This is a genomic window from Stutzerimonas xanthomarina DSM 18231 (assembly GCF_900129835.1).
GTDB lineage: Bacteria > Pseudomonadota > Gammaproteobacteria > Pseudomonadales > Pseudomonadaceae > Stutzerimonas > Stutzerimonas xanthomarina.
In genome coordinates, this window is sequence record NZ_FQXA01000004.1 from 486,670 (window position 1) to 504,414 (window position 17,745).

Genomic DNA, 17,745 nt, shown 5'->3' on the forward strand with positions numbered 1-17,745 from the left:
AACTGAGCCAGAGAGCCAGAGAGCCAGAGAGCCAGAGAGCCCGAAGCGTGCAAGCGTTTCGGGCTTTTTCTTGTCTGTGACGGAGTCGCCGCGTTATGGCTGAACCAAGCAGTGGCGCCAACGTCTGATCTTGACCCGGGGCAGGCAATGGCGCTCTGGACCTGAACATAATTCACTCAGCGGAGCCGGTGCTTTGCTAACCGTTTCTGTGCGGAGATGTTGATGTACAAGCTGTGTTTCTATGTCCCAGAGAGCCATCTGGAAGCAGTCAAGAAAGCGGTTTTTGAGGCGGGTGGCGGGCGTATCGGTGCTTACGACAGTTGCTGTTGGCAGGTGCTGGGACACGGGCAGTATCGCCCGCTGGAGGGCAGCAAGCCGTTTCTAGGGCAGCTTGGTCAGGTTCAGCCAGTGTCGGAATGGAAAGTCGAATTGGTGGTTGCTGACGAGCTGATCCATGACAGCGTCAAGGCCCTCAAGCGCGCGCACCCCTATGAAACCCCGGCTTTTGAGGTGTGGCGGCTGTCCGATTTGCAGTTCTGAATTGATCTTCAAAGAAAGCCGAGTCGCCATAAAGGTGACTCGCTTTTTTATGCTTCATGCGTGATGGCAATCAAACGCTGACGTTTAGGCGTACTTCGATGTTCCCGCGTGTAGCGTTGGAATAGGGGCACACCTGATGCGCCGCTTCAGCCAGCTGCTCGGCAGCGGACTGCTCAAGGCCTGGCAGACTGACGTTTAGCTCTACTTCAAGCCCGAATCCTCCAGGAATCTGGCCGATGCCTACCTGTCCCGCGACCGACGTGTCGGCAGGAAGTGGTTGCTTTAGCTGGCTTGCAGCGAACTTGAGTGCGCCAATGAAGCAAGCTGCATAGCCTGCGGCGAACAATTGTTCCGGGTTGGTTCCATCGCCACCTTGCCCGCCTAGTTCACGAGGTGTGGACAATTTCACATCGAGCAGCCCGTCGGACGATGCGGCCCGGCCGTCGCGGCCTCCGGTTGCGGTGGCGGTGGCTGTATAGAGCGCCTTGATGCTTTGCATGATTCGCTTCCTTCGAGAATGACGAGGCTTATTAAGCTAGCGCGCTAATAGTTATCGCGCAAGATAAAATTATTAACGAAGCATATGTGTCTGGCGTGAGATGGGTGGGGGTAGGTTGCGATCAGTCGCGGGTTAGCAATGCACTTCGAAGGGAAACCAGCTGGTCGCGCAGGGCCAGCAACGCCTCGTGTGATTGCCCGGTACATTCGACCATGCAGGCGGGAAAGTCGCGGGCCTGCTTCTTCATAGCCAATCCGGCCTCGGTGAGACGCAGTTCGACCACCCGCTCGTCGCGGCTGCTGCGGGTCCGGCTGATCAGGCCTTCGGCCTCCAAGCGCTTGAGTAAAGGCGTCAGCGACCCCGGTTCGGTCAGCAGCCGGGCGCTGATCTCCCCAACGGTCAGCCCGTCGCGCTCCCAGAGCACGAGCATGGCCAAGTATTGCGGGTAGGTCAGGCCGATGCCTTGTAACAGCGGCTTGTAGGCTTTGGTCATCTGCAGGGAGGCAGAATACAGGGCGAAACACAGCTGTTGGTCAAGCTGTAACTGTTCGTCGGAAGGGCGCTTCGTCATGGGAGGTCGAGTGGCGAGGAAATGGCCCTCACGGTAACGCGCAGCCTTGCTTGCTGCCAAGCTCGCGGCTCGTTCAGGGGCGAATCTCTATCAGGGTGCCGTCTTTTACCAGATTCCAGATCTCGCGCATGTCATCGTTCTTCAAGGCGATGCAGCCTTCCGTCCAGTCGAGCGTATGGAAGTACCATTCGGGATATTCTTCGTCGACCGGAGTGCCGTGCAACATGATCATGCTGCCCGGGCTCGCGCCTGCGCTGCTCGCGCGAGCCAAGTCCTTCGCATTCGGGTAGGAGATGTGCATCGCCAGGTTGTACTTGTCGGAAGTCTTGCGCCAGTCGATCCAATACAGTCCTTCGGGGGTGCGCTTGTCACCCTCGCGCTGTTTCGGGCCGGCTTGCTTGCCGAGGGAAACGCGGTAACTTTTCATGCTGACGCCGCGGCTGATCAAGTGCAGCTTGCGCTCGGACTTGACCACCAGAACCTTGTCGATGAACGCGTCGTCGAGGGCCGGGGTCGCGTTTGCATGAGAGAAAGTGGCGAAACTAAAGCAGACTATTGCTAACAGCCAGTGCATTGGGGCGAATCCTGAATCCAAACTGCATCAGACCTGTTTGCGCGCCACTCGCATTGCTTCGATGGCTTCGTTGCGCACCGGGAAGGCCTGCTGCACCCGGTCGGCGAAGAAGTATTCTAGGGTACGACCCACGGTCGGAAAAGCCAGCTCTGACCAAGGGATATCGACCTGTCGGAAAAGCCTGACTTCCAGACTTTCATCACCCGCACAAAATCGTTCGTCGACCAGCTCAGCTCGGAAGAACATGTAGACCTGATTAATGTGCGGCAAGTCGAACAGCGTGTATAGCTGCAGATCCATGACGCGCGCGCAGGCTTCCTCGAGTGTTTCCCGCTCTGCTGCTTGCTGCACGGTTTCGCCGTTTTCCATGAATCCGGCCGGGAGTGTCCAATATCCTCGTCGTGGTTCGATTGCGCGTCGGCAAAGCAGCACACGTTCATCCCATACAGGCAGGCAGCCCGCAACGATGCGCGGGTTCTGGTAGTGGATCGTATCGCAGGACGCACAGACGAATCGCCGCCTGTTGTCTCCGTCGGGCACTCGTTCAATGATCGAGCCGCCGCACTGGCTACAGAATTTCATCGCGATTCCTTTGATTGCGGTAGTTGCCTGATCGCAGGTTCGATCAGCTAGCAGGCTTTGCTGAGAGCCGGCCTGCTGGAAAAAGTTTGCCAGCATCGGTTGACCTCGTCGACACGCCTTGGCTGGCTGCCCTGGAGCTTTTGGATTTTGGCTTGGCCCGTCTTGGGCGCTTCGGTGATTCATGCCATGATGCCAGTCAAAGACAGAAAGAGACGTTCCATGCTGGACAAGATTCTCCAACGGGTGCGGGATTACTCGCCGCATCTTCTGGAGCCGGAAGGCAGGATGCCCGAGGCGGCCGTACTGATGCCCATCACCCGCAGCGACTCGCCGGAACTGGTGCTGACGCTGCGCGCCAGTGGTCTTTCTACCCATGGTGGTGAGGTGGCGTTCCCTGGGGGGCGACGCGATCCAGAGGATCGTGACTTGATTCACACCGCCTTGCGCGAGGCTGAGGAAGAGGTCGGGTTGGCGCCGGGAATAGTTGAGATCGTTGGGCCTCTGAGCAGTCTGGTTTCGCTGCACGGGATTCATGTCACGCCTTATGTCGGCATCGTCCCGGACTATGTTGAATACCGCGCCAACGATGCGGAAATCGCCTCGGTGTTTTCCGTCCCGCTGGAGTTTTTCTGCGAGGATGCGCGTGAGGTGACTCATCGGATCGACTACCAGGGCGGCGCTTGGTACGTCCCGTCTTACCGATATGGCGAATATAAGATCTGGGGGCTGACAGCGATCATGGTCGTCGAGTTGGTCAATCTGGTGTACGACGCCGGGATCGAAATGCGCCTGCCTCCCGCGTCCTACATCGATCTGAGTCAGAAGAGGTCATAACCGTGAAATATCGCTTGGGTGATTCCCTCGTTGAAACCCATCCACAAAGCTGGGTTGCACCAAATGCCACGTTGGTGGGCAAGATTCGCCTGGAAGCCGGCGCTAACGTCTGGTTTGGTGCCGTGCTGCGTGGCGATAACGAGCTAATCCATATCGGTGAGAACAGCAACGTGCAAGATGGCAGCGTTATGCACACTGATATGGGTTATCCACTGACACTGGGCACCGGAGTCACTGTTGGTCACAACGCCATGCTGCACGGCTGCTCCGTCGGTGACTACAGCCTGGTCGGGATCAACGCCGTGGTTCTCAACGGCGCGAAGATTGGTAAATACTGCATCATCGGCGCCAATACCCTGATCGCCGAGGGCAAGGAAATCCCGGACGGTTCGTTGGTAGTCGGTTCGCCGGGCAAGGTGGTTCGCGAACTGACTGACCAGCAGAAAAAAATGCTGGAAGCCAGTGCGGCGCATTACGTGCACAACGCCCAGCGCTATGCGCGTGATCTGGCGGAGCAGGACGATTGACTGCAGATGAACGTCCAGTTGCATCACCCTGCGTAAGTGTCTGCGCGCTGGGCGAGGATGATACCTGCACGGGCTGCCAGCGCAGTGTTGACGAGATTCGTCGCTGGGGGCAGATGAATAACTCTGAACGGCGACAGGTGTTGCTGCGTTGTCACGAGCGTGCGCGCCGAAGCGGTCTGCTGTTTTAGTTGCTCGGTGGGCGATGGCGTATGGGCGCTGCGTTGGCGCGTGACGCATCGTTAGAGGCAGCTCGCGCGACAGCGTTGCGGGTGCCTCGGCTATCGATACAATCCTGTAACTGTCCAGCCTGAGTTTGCTGAAGTGACGTCGGTTTATTGATCGTCGCTCTTTGAATCCTCAGTCTCCTCGATCACCCAGGCGCGCACGCTTTTGACGCGGTTGTCCGCGGCCTGCAAGATCTCGAGCCGGTACTGGTTGATTTGCAGGCAGATTCCGCTGTCCGGGATGTGCTCAAGCGCCTCGGTGATCAACCCATTAAGTGTCTTGGGGCCGTCGCAGGGGAGCTGCCAGCCCAGCGCGCGGTTGACTTCGCGCAAGTAGGCGGCACCGTCGATCACCAGCGTGCCGTCGTCCTGCGGATGTATATCCGGGCTGCGCAACGCATCCTGATTGCTGAACTCACCGACGATCTCTTCGAGAATGTCTTCCAGTGTCACGATTCCCAGCACATCACCGTATTCGTCAACGACGATGCCGATGCGTCGCTTCTGCTTCTGGAAGTTGACCAGCTGTGTGGAGAGAGGCGTGTTTTCCGGAATGAAGTAGGGGTCATTGCAGGCTTCCAGCAGGCTTTCCCGGGTCAGCTGGTCGTGGCTGAGCAGGCGTGCAATCTGGCGCATGTGCACGATGCCTTCGATCTGGTTGATGTCTTTGCGAAACACGGGAAGGCGCGTGTGCGGCGTCGTTCGCAGCTGAGTCACGATGGTTTCGAGGTCATCTTCGAGGTCGATACCGGCGACTTCGTTGCGCGGAATCATGATGTCGTCGACCGTTACCCTTTCCAGGTCGAGGATGCCGAGCAGCATGCTTTGCCGCTTCATCGGCATGTCGCTGCCTGATTCGTGCACGACGCTACGCAGTTCTTCCGTGGACAGGCTATCCGTGCCTTTGTTGGACAGGTCAACGCCGAGCAGCTTGAGGAGGCCGTTACTGATCCAGTTGAGCATTGCCACCAGCGGATACAACACCTTCTGCAGCATCAGCAGCGGCAGGCTGACCGGATAGGCCACGGCTTCAGGCCGCAGGGCGGCGAGGGTCTTGGGGGTGATTTCCCCGAAGATCAGCAGGATTATTGTCAGGCCGATGGTGGCGATTGCGATTCCGGCCTCACCCCACAGCTTGATTGCCAGCACGGTGGCAATTGCGGAGGCGAAAATGTTGACGAAGTTGTTGCCGACCAGAATGGTCCCAAGCAGCCTGTCCGGGCGTTCAAGCAGGGCGCTGGCACGTTTTGCGCCGCGGTGCCCTTCCTTGGCCTGGTGGCGCAGGCGATAACGATTGAGGCTGAGCATTCCGGTTTCGGAGCTGGAGAAGAATGCCGAGCACAACAGCAGACCGACCAGCATGCCGACCAGAAAGCCGGGGTGTAGATTCTCCACGGAGTGGTCCTAGATATGCAGAATGAATTCGCGGACCAGCTTGCTGCCGAAGTAAGCCAGCATCAGCAAGCAGAAGCCTGCCAGCGTCCAGCGGATGGCCTTGTAGCCGCGCCAGCCTAGCTGATGGCGACCCCACAGCAGCAGCCCGAACACTACCCATGCGAACACTGAGAGCAAGGTCTTGTGGACCAGATGTTGCGCGAACAGATTGTCGAGGAAGATCCAGCCGGAAATCAGTGAGGCCGACAGCAGTAGCCAGCCGGCCAGCAGGAAGCCAAATAGCAAGCTCTCCATGGTTTGCAGCGGCGGGAAGTTCCTGATCAGGCCGGACGGGTGCTTGTGCTTGAGGTGATGATCCTGCAGCAGTAGCAGCAATGACTGGAACACGGCAATCGTGAGCATTCCGTAAGCGAGGATCGACAGCAGGATGTGCGCCAGTATGCCTGGCTGCTCGGCAATGGCCGGTGGCGTGCCGGACGGTGCGAACTGGGCAAACAGCACGGTCAGGCAGCCGAGTGGAAAGAGCAGCAACAGCAGATTTTCGACAGGCATCCGGTAAAGCGCGAGCAGGATCAGCAAGATTACCGCGGCAGCAATCAGGCTCGAGGCGGTGAAGAAGTCCAGATGCAGGCCGCTCGGTGAAAGCAGCTGGATGAACAGGCTTACGCCATGTGCGGCGAGCGCCAACGCGCCCAACATAAGAAGCAGACGCTTGTCCGGCACGGTGCGTTGCGCCAGGCGCAGGCCCTGGTATCCGGTGACGCCGACATAGAGGCAGGCGGCAGCTAGGCTCGGGAGCAAAGGGTGCATAGGTCTGTTAGTAGGCTCGAAAGGCGATGAGTGTGGCATAAACGTCGGACGCACAAAAGTGTGCGGTTGGCCGCGGGTACCGCCACGGTGCCGGTCTATAGGTGCGTAACGGGCGGATGACGACGGCCAGGGCAGGCATGATCTGGCCGCTCGATGAAAAGCATTGATAGCGGGGTACCGGCCTGAGGCATGCAGCTTCTATAATCGGTGCCTTAACCACATCCAGCGTGGAAATGGCACATGTTTGAAAACCTAACCGACCGCCTCTCCCAGACGCTTCGCCATGTTACCGGCAAGGCCAAGCTGACCGAGGACAATATCAAGGACACCCTGCGCGAAGTGCGAATGGCATTGCTAGAGGCCGACGTTGCGCTACCTGTGGTCAAGGAGTTTGTCGCCAGGGTCAAGGACAGAGCTGTCGGTACCGAGGTCTCCAAGAGCCTGACGCCCGGTCAGGCTTTTGTGAAGATCGTCCGCGTCGAGCTGGAAGAGCTGATGGGCGCGGCGAACGAAGACCTTGATCTCAGCGTGGTTCCGCCTGCGGTAGTGCTGATGGCGGGCCTGCAAGGGGCGGGCAAGACGACTACGGTTGGTAAGCTCGCAAGGTTCCTCAAGGAGCGCAAGAAGAAGTCAGTGTTGGTGGTGTCGGCCGACGTTTATCGTCCAGCAGCCATCAAGCAGCTCGAGACGCTCGCGGCGGAAGTGGGCGTGACCTTCTTCCCGTCTGACACCAGTCAGAAGCCGGTCGAGATTGCTCAAGCGGCCATCCGCGAGGCCAAACTCAAATACATCGATGTGGTTCTGGTCGATACCGCCGGTCGTCTGGCTATCGATGCGGAGATGATGGCCGAAATCCAAGCTGTTCATGCGGCGATCAAGCCGGCTGAAACATTGTTTGTGGTTGACGCCATGACCGGCCAGGATGCGGCCAACACTGCCAAGGCTTTCGGTGAAGCGCTTCCGCTGACAGGTGTGGTTCTCACCAAGGTCGATGGTGACGCACGTGGCGGTGCTGCCCTGTCGGTGCGCCACATCACCGGTAAGCCGATCAAGTTCCTGGGTATGGGTGAGAAGAGCGACGCGCTCGAGCCCTTTCATCCGGACCGCATTGCGTCTCGAATCCTCGGCATGGGTGATGTGCTCAGCTTGATCGAGCAGGCCGAGCAGACGCTCGACCGGGAAAAGGCCGAGAAGCTCACCAAGAAGCTGAAGAAGGGTAAAGGGTTCGATCTGGAAGATTTCCGTGATCAGCTTCAGCAAATGAAAAACATGGGTGGCCTGGGCGGCTTGATGGACAAGCTGCCGTCAATCGGCGGCATGAATCTATCGCAGATGGGGAATGCTCAGGGCGCGGCCGAGAAGCAGTTCAAGCAGATGGAAGCCATCATCAATTCGATGACGCCTGTCGAGCGCCGTAACCCGGACATCATCAGCGGTTCGCGCAAGCGTCGCATTGCCATGGGCTCCGGCACGCAAGTGCAAGATATTGGCCGCCTGATCAAGCAGCACAAGCAAATGCAGAAAATGATGAAGAAGGTCAGTGGCAAAGGCGGCATGGCGAAGATGATGCGCGGCATGGGGGGCATGTTGCCGGGCGGCGGCGGAATGCCCAAGTTTTAATGTTTCGAAGGTATCAGTGGATGCCGCGCCGGGCTCCGCTGACGCTGGATAGGCCTGCTGGCGAGGCCTGCGGTTGTTTTTGAAAAAGCCATTTGCAAAAGTCCGGATAATCCTTAGAATATGCGGCCTTTCGGGCCTTGAGCCCGGCATTCAGATTTGCTGTACCGACTACAGGAACGATGTTCACATGGTAACTATTCGTCTGGCCCGTGGCGGCTCCAAGAAGCGCCCTTTCTACCACCTGACCGTGACCAACAGCCGCAACCCGCGCGATGGTCGCTTCGTTGAGCGTATCGGTTTCTTCAATCCGATCGCTTCGGGTGCGGAAGTGAAGCTCTCTGTAAACCAGGAGCGCGCTACTTACTGGCTGAGCCAGGGCGCACAGCCGTCTGAGCGTGTTGCTCAGTTGCTGAAGGAAGCTGCCAAGGCCGCTGCCTAATTACATGAACGCAACGTCTGCTCCGGCCGAAGACCTGATTGTTATCGGCAAAATTGTTTCGGTGCATGGCGTGCGTGGTGACGTAAAGGTCTACTCCTTTACCGATCCTATCGACAATCTGCTCGACTATCATCGCTGGACGCTCAGGCGAGGTGACGAGGTCAAGCAGGTCGAGTTGGTCAAGGGTCGCCTGCAGGGCAAGATCCTGGTGGCTACGTTGAAGGGGCTGACAGATCGGGAAGAGGCGCGTAGCTACGCGGACTTCGAGATCTGTATCCTGCGCAGTGAATTGCCGCAGCTGACCGACGATGATGATTATTACTGGTACCAGCTCCAGGGCCTGACGGTCATCAACCAGCTTGGGCAAGTGCTCGGTCGGGTCGATCACCTGCTCGAGACTGGCGCCAACGATGTGCTGGTGGTCAAGCCGTTCGACGGCAGCTTGGATGATCGCGAACGCCTGCTGCCCTATACCGACCCCTGTGTATTGAAGGTCGATCTGGAGGCAGGCGAGATGCGGGTCGAATGGGATGCGGACTTCTAGTCAACATGCCCAATCTTCGTGTCGATGTGATCAGTCTGTTCCCGGACATGTTTGCTGCTATCAGTGAATATGGAATCACTAGCCGGGCAGTAAAGCAGGGGTTGCTCCAGCTGCATTGCTGGAATCCTCGAGCGTATACCGAAGATCGTCATCAGACGGTCGATGATCGGCCTTTCGGGGGCGGTCCGGGCATGGTGATGAAGATCAAGCCACTGGAGCTCGCCCTTGCAGATGCTCGGCATGCTGCAGGTGAGAAGGCCAAGGTGATTTATCTTTCTCCCCAGGGACGGCAGCTCAAACAGGCTGACGTCCGTGCATTGGCGGGTGAGGAAGGATTGATCCTCATTGCAGGTCGTTACGAAGGTATCGACGAGCGCTTCATAGAAGCGCATGTGGATGAAGAATGGTCGATTGGCGACTATGTGCTGTCCGGCGGTGAATTGCCGGCCATGGTGCTGATCGACGCAGTGACCCGCCTGCTCCCTGGAGCGCTGGGTCATGCTGATTCGGCTGAGAAGGATTCGTTTACCGACGGCCTGCTCGACTGCCCGCATTACACGCGACCGGAGGTGTATGCGGATAAGCGTGTTCCTGAGGTGCTGCTCAGCGGCAATCATGAACACATCCGGCGTTGGCGTTTACAGCAGTCCCTCGGAAGGACCTGGGAACGTCGCGCTGATCTTCTGGATAGCCGCTCGCTTTCTGGGGAAGAACAAAAGCTGCTGACGGAATACATCCGCCAGCGGGACGATAGTTAAACGTATCGATGGCACGCCAGAAAGGCCTGTCTCAGGAGCACAGCATGACCAACAAGATTATTCAGGCGATTGAAAGCGAGCAGATGACCAAGCAGCTGCCCCCCTTCGCCCCAGGTGACACCGTAGTTGTCCAGGTCAAGGTGAAGGAAGGCGAGCGTGAGCGTCTGCAGGCCTTCGAAGGCGTCGTGATCGGCAAGCGTAACCGCGGCCTGAACAGCGCTTTCACCGTTCGCAAGATCTCCAATGGTGTAGGCGTTGAGCGTACATTCCAGTACTACAGCCCGATGGTCGACAGCCTCAGCGTCAAGCGCCGTGGTGATGTCCGTAAAGCCAAGCTGTACTACCTCCGCGCGCTGTCCGGCAAGGCAGCTCGCATCAAGGAAAAGCTTTCCTGAGAAAAGTTTTTCCCAGAAAAAGCAGCCTCCGGGCTGCTTTTTTTATGGGCGATTGGTTTGTCCTAGCTGTATAGCCAGGCCGCGAGCGGCGTGCTGCTCGCGGCCTGTGCCGTGCGCATGGTCTGGAAGTGTTGGCGCTCTCAGGGTATCGGACGACCCGGCTCGGATTTGTTCACGGCTGCATGAGCGTCTGCGTTGTCGGTCAGGGCAATCAAGGTCCAGCCGGCCTCTGGCTTGATCCGAGCGTCCGGGTGGAATACGTGTGTATGGCCGTGGTTGTCTATCGCGAAATACAGGACGGCGCCTGATCCATTTAGGGCCTGATACTCCTGCCAGCCGAAGGTTTCGGTCAGTTTGTTGCTTTTGAATGAGTCGCCTCGACCTAGACGTCCCGCTAGCTGCGAGTAAGTCAGCGTGGGCGTGCCTAGTGGACGGCCTCGGTGTTCGTCGCTGGGTCGATGTTTGTCGCTGCGTCGATTCTCTTGGGTACTTGCCAGGTTAAAAAGTCGACCGACGCCGAACTCGTGACGGAAGCGCATGGCGGCAAGGGTGTTCATTTCGCCTACAGGCGACAACGCCAGCAGGTGTCCGAGCCCAACCAGATCGAGGTGGTTTTCGGCGTGTTGAGAGGCCGGGTTTCCGTAATAGGTTGGTAGATTCTCCATCCGCGCCGCGCGAATGTTGTCCCAGCTGGAGTCGGTCAGCATGACTCTCACGCCTTGTTCGCTCAGCGCGCGACCAATTGCTCTTGCAACGGGATTGGCGCCCACGATCAAAAAACCACTGGGTGGGGGCTCTGCAACTTTGAGCAACCTCGCCAAGGGGCGGGCGGTTGCGCTTTGCAGTACCACAGTGCCAATGATAACGGCGAAGGTGAGCGGCACGAGCAACAGTGCATCCTCATGCCCCGTTTCGTTTAGGCGAACCGCAAAAATTGCGGATACGGCAGCCGCAACGATCCCACGGGGCGCTATCCATGCGAGCAGCAGGCGTTCCTGCCAACTTAACTGCGAACCCCAGGTGCACAGGGCGATCGCCAGCGGTCGGGCCACGAACTGCACGATCATCAGAAGGATCAACACTGCCGGCCCCAGCTCCACCAGTGCCGTCAGATCGAGCATTGCTGCCAGCAGGATAAACAGCCCCGAGATGAGCAGAATGCTCAGGTTTTCCTTGAAGTGAAGGATGTCTCGAACGTCAACATCGCGCATGTTCGCGAGCCAGATGCCCATTAGGGTGACTGCTAGTAGACCGGATTCATGGACCAAGCTATTGGCGGCGACGAACACGCCGAGCACCGATGCCAGTGTCGCCAGGTTCTGCAAGTATTCCGGCAGCCAGTGTCGTTTCACCAGTTGGCCGAGGATCCAGCCTCCTGCTATGCCGAGCGCGGTTCCGCACAGCAGGACCCCGCCGAACGTCTGCAGGCTTTGCGTCCAGGCGGCTTCGGTGCCTCGGGTAATGATGAAGCTGTAAACCACCACCGCAAGCAAAGCGCCGATCGGGTCGATGATGATGCCTTCCCAGCGCAGGATATTGGCAACCACTGCGTTGGGGCGCACCACGCGCAGCATCGGTACGATCACAGTCGGACCGGTAACAAGCGTCAAGCTCCCCAGGAGCAACGCCAGTTCCCAGTCGAAGCCAAGCAGCCAATGAGCGGACAGGGTGATCACGCCCCAGGTTGTCAGCGCGCCGATGCCGATCAGGCGGCGCACGACCGTGCCAATTCCGGGCAGCTCGGAGACGCGTAGTGTCAGGCTGCCCTCGAAGAGGATCAATGCCACCGCCAGTGAAACCAAAGGGAATAGCAGGGTGCCAAACAGGCGAGTCGGATCCAGCCAGCCGAGCACGGGGCCGGCCAGGATTCCGCTCAGCAAGAGGAAAAGAATCGCAGGCAGTCGTAATCGCCATGCCAGCCATTGGCTAGCGAGCGAGGCGATGCCGAGCGCGGCGAGGGCGACAAGGATGTCTTGTTCGGTCATGGTTACCGGGTCGTCGATTGGAAGGGCGGCAAGCTAGGGCGTTCAGCTGACAAGCTCAGCGTCCGGGCTATCTAATCTGACACCGCTTAACTGAAACAGGTCTGCAAGGAGAGGCTGGGGCAGCTGGCTGGTATGGGCGGTCTATGGAACACTGGCCCCCTTTTTCCTTCCAGTGTCCCTCAGCATGCCGGCTCAAGACGACCCCCTTATCGATCGTTTCCTCGATGCTCTTTGGCTCGAAAAGGGACTTTCGGACAATACCCGCGACGCCTATCGCAGTGATCTGGCGTTGTTCAACGGCTGGCTGGACGGGCGCAATGTGCGGCTGGTCGATGCGGGTCGGGACGTCATTCTCGACCACCTTGCCTGGCGTCTAGCTAATGGCTATCAGGCTCGTTCTACGGCGCGGATGTTGTCCGGGCTTCGTGGGTTCTATCGATTTCTGCTGCGCGAAGGATTGATCACGGTCGATCCAACGCTGCGAGTTGATCTGCCGCAGCTGGGACGGCCGTTGCCCAAAGTGTTGTCCGAGACGGATGTCGAGGCGTTGTTGTCCGCGCCGGATGTTGGCGATCCGCTGGGCCTGCGTGATCGGGCGATGCTGGAAGTGCTGTATGCGACCGGTCTGCGGGTCACCGAGCTGATCGGCCTTCGTCTTGAGCAGATCAATCTTCGCCAAGGCGTCTTGCGTACGTTCGGTAAAGGAAACAAAGAGCGCCTGGTACCGTTGGGTGAGGAGTCCATGCACTGGCTGGCGCGCTACCTGCGTGACGCCCGTGACGAGCTGCTCGCCGGCAAGGCCGGCGATGTAGTGTTCACGAGCCGGCGCGGGGATCTGATGACCAGACAGGCGTTCTGGCACCGAATAAAACTGCATGCCTGCCAGGCAGGAATCGCCGCATCCATCTCGCCGCACACGCTACGTCATGCATTCGCTACGCATCTGCTCAATCATGGAGCGGATCTACGAACGGTGCAGATGCTGCTCGGTCACAGCGACCTGTCCACAACCCAGATCTATACGCACATTGCCCGCGCGCGGCTGCAGGAGCTCCACGCGCAGCATCATCCGCGCGGCTGAACGGCTGGCTTTGGAAGATGCGCTGCAGGCCACAAAGCGGATGAGCGAAGCCCTGTCGCCTGCACTGGATGACAGGGCTCTATGTTAATCTGCCGGCCTACCTTCGATCGAAGTCGCCAGGAGATTTCATGCGCGCGAATCGTATCTTTGCTGCCGTTGCCATAGGCCTCGTCAGCTCCGTTGCCCTGGCTGCCGACGCTGAACAGGCGATCCGTGAGTCGCTCAATGCCCTCCAGCCCGATATGCCCATCGAGGCAATTGCGGAAAGCCCCATGAAGGGTGTTTATCAGGTTCAACTCAAGGGTGGGCGCCAGCTCTACGCGAGCGCCGATGGTCAGTTCCTGATTCAGGGTTATATGTATCAGTTCAAGGACGGCCAGGCGACCAACCTGACCGAGCAGGCTCAGAGCCAATCTGTGGCGAAGGCGATTGACGCGATTTCCACCAACAAGATGGTGGTTTTCTCGCCTGAAAAACCGAAGACCCATATCACCGTGTTTACCGACACCGACTGCGGCTACTGCCAGAAGCTGCACAGTGAGGTGCCGGAGCTGAACCGTCTTGGCGTCGAGGTTCGTTATATGGCCTTTCCGCGGCAGGGGATGGGCAGTCACGCTGCCAACACTCTGACCAGCGTATGGTGTGCAAAGGATCGTCAGGCTGCGATGAACAAGGCCAAGGCGCGTGAGAATGTGCCGGCCGCCAGCTGCGACAACCCGGTCGCCGAGCAGTATGAGTTAGGCCAGCTGATCGGTGTGCAGGGCACCCCGGCAATCATTCTCGCGGATGGTCAGATCATCCCTGGCTACCAGCCGGCGCCGCAGCTCGCCGAACTTGCGCTGAAAGCCAAGTAGTCGCTGAGGCAGCCGCTTCGGTCACGAAGAGGCTGTCCGTTTTGATGACAACTGAACTGTTCCTCCCCTCGTGTTCAAAGCCAGAAGGCATATTGAGGAGGTGGACAAAATGAAGCTCGAAGGTTCCTGTCATTGCAAGGCCGTTCGTTTTTCTGTGGAGTCGGCCGAACCCTATCCATTCATGCGCTGTTATTGCTCTATCTGCCGCAAAACGGCCGGGGCGGGTGGCTATGCGATCAATCTGGGTGGGGATCATCGGACGCTGAGCGTCCAGGGCCGCGAAAACCTCAGCATCTACCAGGCCAGGATGGTCGATGCGGAAACCGGCGCGGTGCGTATCAGCGATGGGCAGCGTCATTTTTGCAAGCTGTGTGGCAGCGCACTCTGGTTGTGGGACCCGAACTGGCCGGACCTTGTGCATCCACATGCGTCGGCAATCGATAGCGACTTGCCGAGCCCGCCCGCGTCGACACACCTGATGCTGGGCTCAAAGGCGTCATGGGTCGAGCCTCAGCTAGGGCCTGACGACCGTTGCTTCGATGAATACCCTGATGAGTCGCTTGCGCAGTGGCATCAGCGCCTGGGGTTGCAGGGCACGTCGGGCTAGCAACTGCCCCTACCTGGCCGCTGTCGATTTGACTAAAGCTCGCGCGCTTCGTAATGTGCGACTCTTTTGTTCGGCCGTCGTGTAGGGCCGTCCGTTGGCAATGGGGAGTGCAACTTGAAACCGGTGAAAGTTGGCATCTGTGGGCTGGGAACCGTCGGTGGCGGTACCTTCAACGTGCTCGAGCGCAACGCAGCTGAAATCGCGCGCCGTGCAGGGCGTGGCATCGAGGTCGCGCAGATTGCGGCTCGTCATGCGAACCCCAAGTGCAACACCGGTGATACCCCGATTACCACCGATATCTTCGATGTCGCCAACAACCCGGAGATCGACATCGTCGTCGAGCTGATCGGGGGCTACACCTTAGCTCGCGAACTGGTGCTCAAAGCCATCGAGAATGGCAAGCATGTGGTCACGGCGAACAAGGCGTTGATCGCCGTGCACGGCAATGAGATCTTTGCGAGGGCGCGGGAGAAGGGCGTCATCGTCGCCTTCGAAGCCTCGGTTGCCGGCGGTATCCCAATCATCAAAGCCATCCGCGAAGGGCTGGCGGGTAACCAGATCAATTGGCTCGCGGGGATAATCAACGGAACCGGTAACTTCATTCTCACCGAGATGCGAGAGAAAGGCCGGACCTTCGAAGATGTACTGAAGGAGGCTCAGGAGCTCGGTTATGCCGAGACCGATCCGACCTTCGACGTCGAAGGCATAGACGCCGCCCATAAGCTGACCATCCTTGCGTCCATTGCCTTCGGCGTGCCGCTGCAGTTCGACAAGGCCTACACCGAAGGCATCTCCAAGCTGACCACGGCTGACGTCAACTACGCCGAGGCGCTGGGCTACCGCATCAAGCACTTGGGCGTCGCGCGCAGCACTGCCTCGGGGATAGAACTGCGTGTCCACCCGACGCTGATCCCGGCTGATCGCCTGATCGCCAACGTCAATGGCGTGATGAACGCGGTCATGGTCAACGGTGATGCCGTCGGCTCGACCCTTTACTACGGCGCCGGTGCCGGTATGGAACCCACGGCTTCGGCTGTGGTGGCGGACCTGGTGGATGTGGCCCGTGCGCTGACCACCGACCCGAACAACCGCGTCCCACACCTGGCCTTTCAGCCGGATTCGCTCTCCGCTCATCCGATCCTGCCGATCGGCGCTTGCGAAAGTGCTTATTACCTACGCATTCAGGCCAAGGACCGCCCGGGCGTGTTGGCGCAGGTCGCCACTATCCTGTCGGAGCGTGGCATCAATATCGAATCGATCATGCAGAAGGAAGCCGAGGAGCAAGACGGGCTGGTCCCGGTCATCCTGGTCACGCATCGGGTGGTCGAGCAGCGGATCGACGATGCCATCGCCGCACTTGAAGCGCTTGCCGACGTGGTCGGCAACGTGGTGCGGATTCGTGTCGAGCAATTGAACTAACTCAGCAACGTCGGGCTGCTCAGGCGGCCCGCAGTCAGCGTCCAACGTAGGTTTGAACAATGCGCTACATCAGTACCCGCGGCCAGGCACCCGCCCTGAATTTCGAAGACGTGCTGCTTGCCGGGTTGGCCAGCGATGGCGGTCTATACGTGCCGGAAAACCTGCCGCGCTTCACCGTAGAAGAAATCGCGTCCTGGTCTGGGCTGCCTTACCACGAGCTGGCGTTCAAGGTGATGCGCCCGTTCGTTACCGGCAGCATTCCGGATGCGGACTTCAAGCAGATTCTGGAAGAAACCTACGGCGTGTTTGCCCATAGTGCGGTCGCACCGCTGCGCCAACTGGACAGCAACGAGTGGGTGCTCGAACTCTTCCACGGCCCGACCCTGGCGTTCAAGGACTTTGCCCTGCAGCTGCTAGGTCGGCTGCTGGACTATGTGTTGGCCAAGCGCGGTGAGCGCGTAGTGATTATCGGCGCCACATCGGGCGATACCGGCTCGGCAGCGATCGAAGGCTGCCGCCGTTGCGACAACGTCGATATATTCATCCTCCATCCGCACAACCGGGTCTCCGAAGTGCAGCGTCGGCAGATGACGACCATCTTTGGCGACAACATCCACAACATCGCCATCGAAGGCAACTTCGACGACTGCCAGGAAATGGTCAAGGACAGCTTCGCTGATCAAGGTTTCCTCAAGGGCACGCGGCTGGTAGCGGTCAACTCGATCAACTGGGCGCGGATCATGGCTCAGATTGTTTACTACTTCCATGCGGCACTGCAGCTAGGCGGTCCGGCCCGTTCGGTGGCGTTTTCTGTGCCGACGGGGAACTTCGGCGATATTTTCGCAGGCTACCTGGCGCGCAACATGGGCCTGCCAATCAGTCAGCTGGTGGTGGCAACCAACCGAAATGACATCCTCCACCGTTTCATGAGTGGCAACCGCTACGACAAGGACACACTGCACCCGTCCCTGTCGCCCTCCATGGACATCATGGTGTCCTCCAACTTCGAGCGGCTGCTGTTCGATTTGCACGGTCGTAACGGCGCTGCAGTTGCCGAACTGATGAGTGCATTCAAGGCCAGCGGCAAGCTGTCAGTCGAGGAGGAGCGCTGGGTTGAGGCACGCAAGCTGTTCGATTCGCTAGCCGTAGACGATGCACAGACCTGCAAAACGATCGCCGAGGTGTTTACCAAGACCGGCGAGTTGCTCGATCCGCACACGGCGATCGGGGTTTATGCCGCACGCGAGTGCCGCCGCAGTCTGGCTACGCCGATGGTAACGCTGGGTACCGCCCATCCTGTGAAATTTCCCGAGGCTGTGGAAAAGGCCGGGGTTGGCAAGGCGCTGGAATTGCCGGCGCATCTGGCTGACCTGTTCGAGCGTCCGGAACGTTGCACTGTGCTGAAGAACGATCTGAAAGCCATGCAGGCTTTCGTCAGCGAACATGGCAATCGTGGCAAGCCGCTGTAAGCGACTAGCAGTAACGAA

At 58.9% G+C, this 17,745-nt stretch carries 21 protein-coding genes; 14 read left to right on the forward strand and 7 right to left on the reverse strand.

Going from position 1 to position 17,745, the window contains the following annotated elements:
• The first annotated feature begins 222 nt into the window (after positions 1–222).
• Positions 223–540: a YqfO family protein gene (locus BUE09_RS13290; RefSeq protein ID WP_073301394.1), complete on the forward strand. Its 318-nt coding sequence runs from the start codon at positions 223–225 to the stop codon at positions 538–540.
• 70 nt (positions 541–610) lie between these two features.
• On the opposite strand, the gene BUE09_RS13295 is transcribed toward BUE09_RS13290, so the two are convergent.
• From BUE09_RS13295 to BUE09_RS13310, 4 genes are all read right to left on the reverse strand, one after another.
• Complete coding sequence (locus BUE09_RS13295; protein ID WP_073301395.1) at positions 611–1,039, reverse strand: organic hydroperoxide resistance protein; 429 nt, start codon at positions 1,037–1,039, stop codon at positions 611–613.
• 121 nt (positions 1,040–1,160) lie between these two features.
• Entirely contained in the window at positions 1,161–1,610 is a 450-nt protein-coding gene (locus BUE09_RS13300; protein ID WP_073301452.1) for a MarR family winged helix-turn-helix transcriptional regulator, read from the reverse strand.
• Positions 1,611–1,683: 73 nt separating this feature from the next.
• Complete coding sequence (locus tag BUE09_RS13305) at positions 1,684–2,184, reverse strand: L,D-transpeptidase family protein (RefSeq protein WP_073301396.1); 501 nt, start codon at positions 2,182–2,184, stop codon at positions 1,684–1,686.
• 27 nt (positions 2,185–2,211) lie between these two features.
• The gene (locus BUE09_RS13310; RefSeq protein ID WP_073301453.1) at positions 2,212–2,766 is read right to left on the reverse strand and encodes an NUDIX hydrolase; all 555 of its coding nucleotides are present in this window, start codon (positions 2,764–2,766) and stop codon (positions 2,212–2,214) included.
• Positions 2,767–2,985: 219 nt separating this feature from the next.
• Here BUE09_RS13310 and BUE09_RS13315 point away from each other — a divergent pair, with 219 nt between their 5' ends.
• Genes BUE09_RS13315 through BUE09_RS13325 form a run of 3 tightly spaced genes read left to right on the forward strand, consistent with a single transcriptional unit; the run spans position 2,986 to position 4,315 of the window.
• Entirely contained in the window at positions 2,986–3,600 is a 615-nt protein-coding gene (locus BUE09_RS13315; protein WP_073301397.1) for a CoA pyrophosphatase, read from the forward strand.
• Between the two features lie 2 nt (positions 3,601–3,602).
• Positions 3,603–4,127 carry a gamma carbonic anhydrase family protein gene (locus BUE09_RS13320; RefSeq protein WP_073301398.1) on the forward strand — a complete coding sequence of 175 codons (525 nt, stop codon included), beginning with the start codon at positions 3,603–3,605 and terminating at the stop codon, positions 4,125–4,127.
• Positions 4,124–4,315 carry a DUF1289 domain-containing protein gene (locus BUE09_RS13325; RefSeq protein ID WP_073301399.1) on the forward strand — a complete coding sequence of 64 codons (192 nt, stop codon included), beginning with the start codon at positions 4,124–4,126 and terminating at the stop codon, positions 4,313–4,315. The genes BUE09_RS13320 and BUE09_RS13325 overlap by 4 nt, the downstream gene beginning before the upstream one ends.
• 144 nt (positions 4,316–4,459) lie before the next feature.
• On the opposite strand, the gene BUE09_RS13330 is transcribed toward BUE09_RS13325, so the two are convergent.
• Entirely contained in the window at positions 4,460–5,746 is a 1,287-nt protein-coding gene (locus BUE09_RS13330) for an HlyC/CorC family transporter (protein ID WP_073301400.1), read from the reverse strand.
• Positions 5,747–5,755: 9 nt separating this feature from the next.
• A complete protein-coding gene (locus BUE09_RS13335; RefSeq protein ID WP_073301401.1) occupies positions 5,756–6,556 on the reverse strand; it encodes a cytochrome C assembly family protein in 801 nt (266 codons plus the stop codon).
• 240 nt (positions 6,557–6,796) lie between these two features.
• On the opposite strand from BUE09_RS13335, the gene ffh reads away from it, so the two are divergent.
• The 5 genes from ffh to rplS all read left to right on the forward strand — a co-directional run bounded on the left by ffh (position 6,797) and on the right by rplS (position 10,312).
• Positions 6,797–8,176, forward strand: a complete 1,380-nt coding sequence (gene ffh / locus BUE09_RS13340; protein WP_073301402.1) for a signal recognition particle protein — start codon at positions 6,797–6,799, stop codon at positions 8,174–8,176.
• A 187-nt stretch (positions 8,177–8,363) separates the two neighbouring features.
• Positions 8,364–8,615 carry a 30S ribosomal protein S16 gene (gene rpsP / locus BUE09_RS13345; RefSeq protein ID WP_003282953.1) on the forward strand — a complete coding sequence of 84 codons (252 nt, stop codon included), beginning with the start codon at positions 8,364–8,366 and terminating at the stop codon, positions 8,613–8,615.
• A 4-nt stretch (positions 8,616–8,619) separates the two neighbouring features.
• Positions 8,620–9,159, forward strand: a complete 540-nt coding sequence (gene rimM, locus BUE09_RS13350) for a ribosome maturation factor RimM (RefSeq protein ID WP_073301403.1) — start codon at positions 8,620–8,622, stop codon at positions 9,157–9,159.
• 5 nt (positions 9,160–9,164) lie between these two features.
• Positions 9,165–9,917 carry a tRNA (guanosine(37)-N1)-methyltransferase TrmD gene (gene trmD, locus BUE09_RS13355; RefSeq protein WP_073301404.1) on the forward strand — a complete coding sequence of 251 codons (753 nt, stop codon included), beginning with the start codon at positions 9,165–9,167 and terminating at the stop codon, positions 9,915–9,917.
• Between the two features lie 44 nt (positions 9,918–9,961).
• Entirely contained in the window at positions 9,962–10,312 is a 351-nt protein-coding gene (gene rplS / locus BUE09_RS13360; protein WP_019342204.1) for a 50S ribosomal protein L19, read from the forward strand.
• A gap of 140 nt (positions 10,313–10,452) precedes the next feature.
• Here rplS and BUE09_RS13365 read toward each other — a convergent pair whose 3' ends face one another.
• Positions 10,453–12,297, reverse strand: a complete 1,845-nt coding sequence (locus BUE09_RS13365; RefSeq protein ID WP_073301405.1) for a cation:proton antiporter — start codon at positions 12,295–12,297, stop codon at positions 10,453–10,455.
• A 184-nt stretch (positions 12,298–12,481) separates the two neighbouring features.
• On the opposite strand from BUE09_RS13365, the gene xerD reads away from it, so the two are divergent.
• From xerD to thrC, 5 genes are all read left to right on the forward strand, one after another.
• Complete coding sequence (xerD, locus tag BUE09_RS13370; protein ID WP_073301454.1) at positions 12,482–13,378, forward strand: site-specific tyrosine recombinase XerD; 897 nt, start codon at positions 12,482–12,484, stop codon at positions 13,376–13,378.
• Between the two features lie 128 nt (positions 13,379–13,506).
• Positions 13,507–14,232, forward strand: a complete 726-nt coding sequence (locus BUE09_RS13375) for a thioredoxin fold domain-containing protein (protein WP_073301406.1) — start codon at positions 13,507–13,509, stop codon at positions 14,230–14,232.
• A 109-nt stretch (positions 14,233–14,341) separates the two neighbouring features.
• The gene (locus BUE09_RS13380) at positions 14,342–14,839 is read left to right on the forward strand and encodes a GFA family protein (RefSeq protein WP_073301407.1); all 498 of its coding nucleotides are present in this window, start codon (positions 14,342–14,344) and stop codon (positions 14,837–14,839) included.
• A gap of 114 nt (positions 14,840–14,953) precedes the next feature.
• Positions 14,954–16,258 carry a homoserine dehydrogenase gene (locus BUE09_RS13385; RefSeq protein WP_073301408.1) on the forward strand — a complete coding sequence of 435 codons (1,305 nt, stop codon included), beginning with the start codon at positions 14,954–14,956 and terminating at the stop codon, positions 16,256–16,258.
• Positions 16,259–16,317: 59 nt separating this feature from the next.
• Complete coding sequence (thrC, locus tag BUE09_RS13390) at positions 16,318–17,727, forward strand: threonine synthase (protein WP_073301409.1); 1,410 nt, start codon at positions 16,318–16,320, stop codon at positions 17,725–17,727.
• The last annotated feature ends 18 nt before the right edge of the window (positions 17,728–17,745 follow it).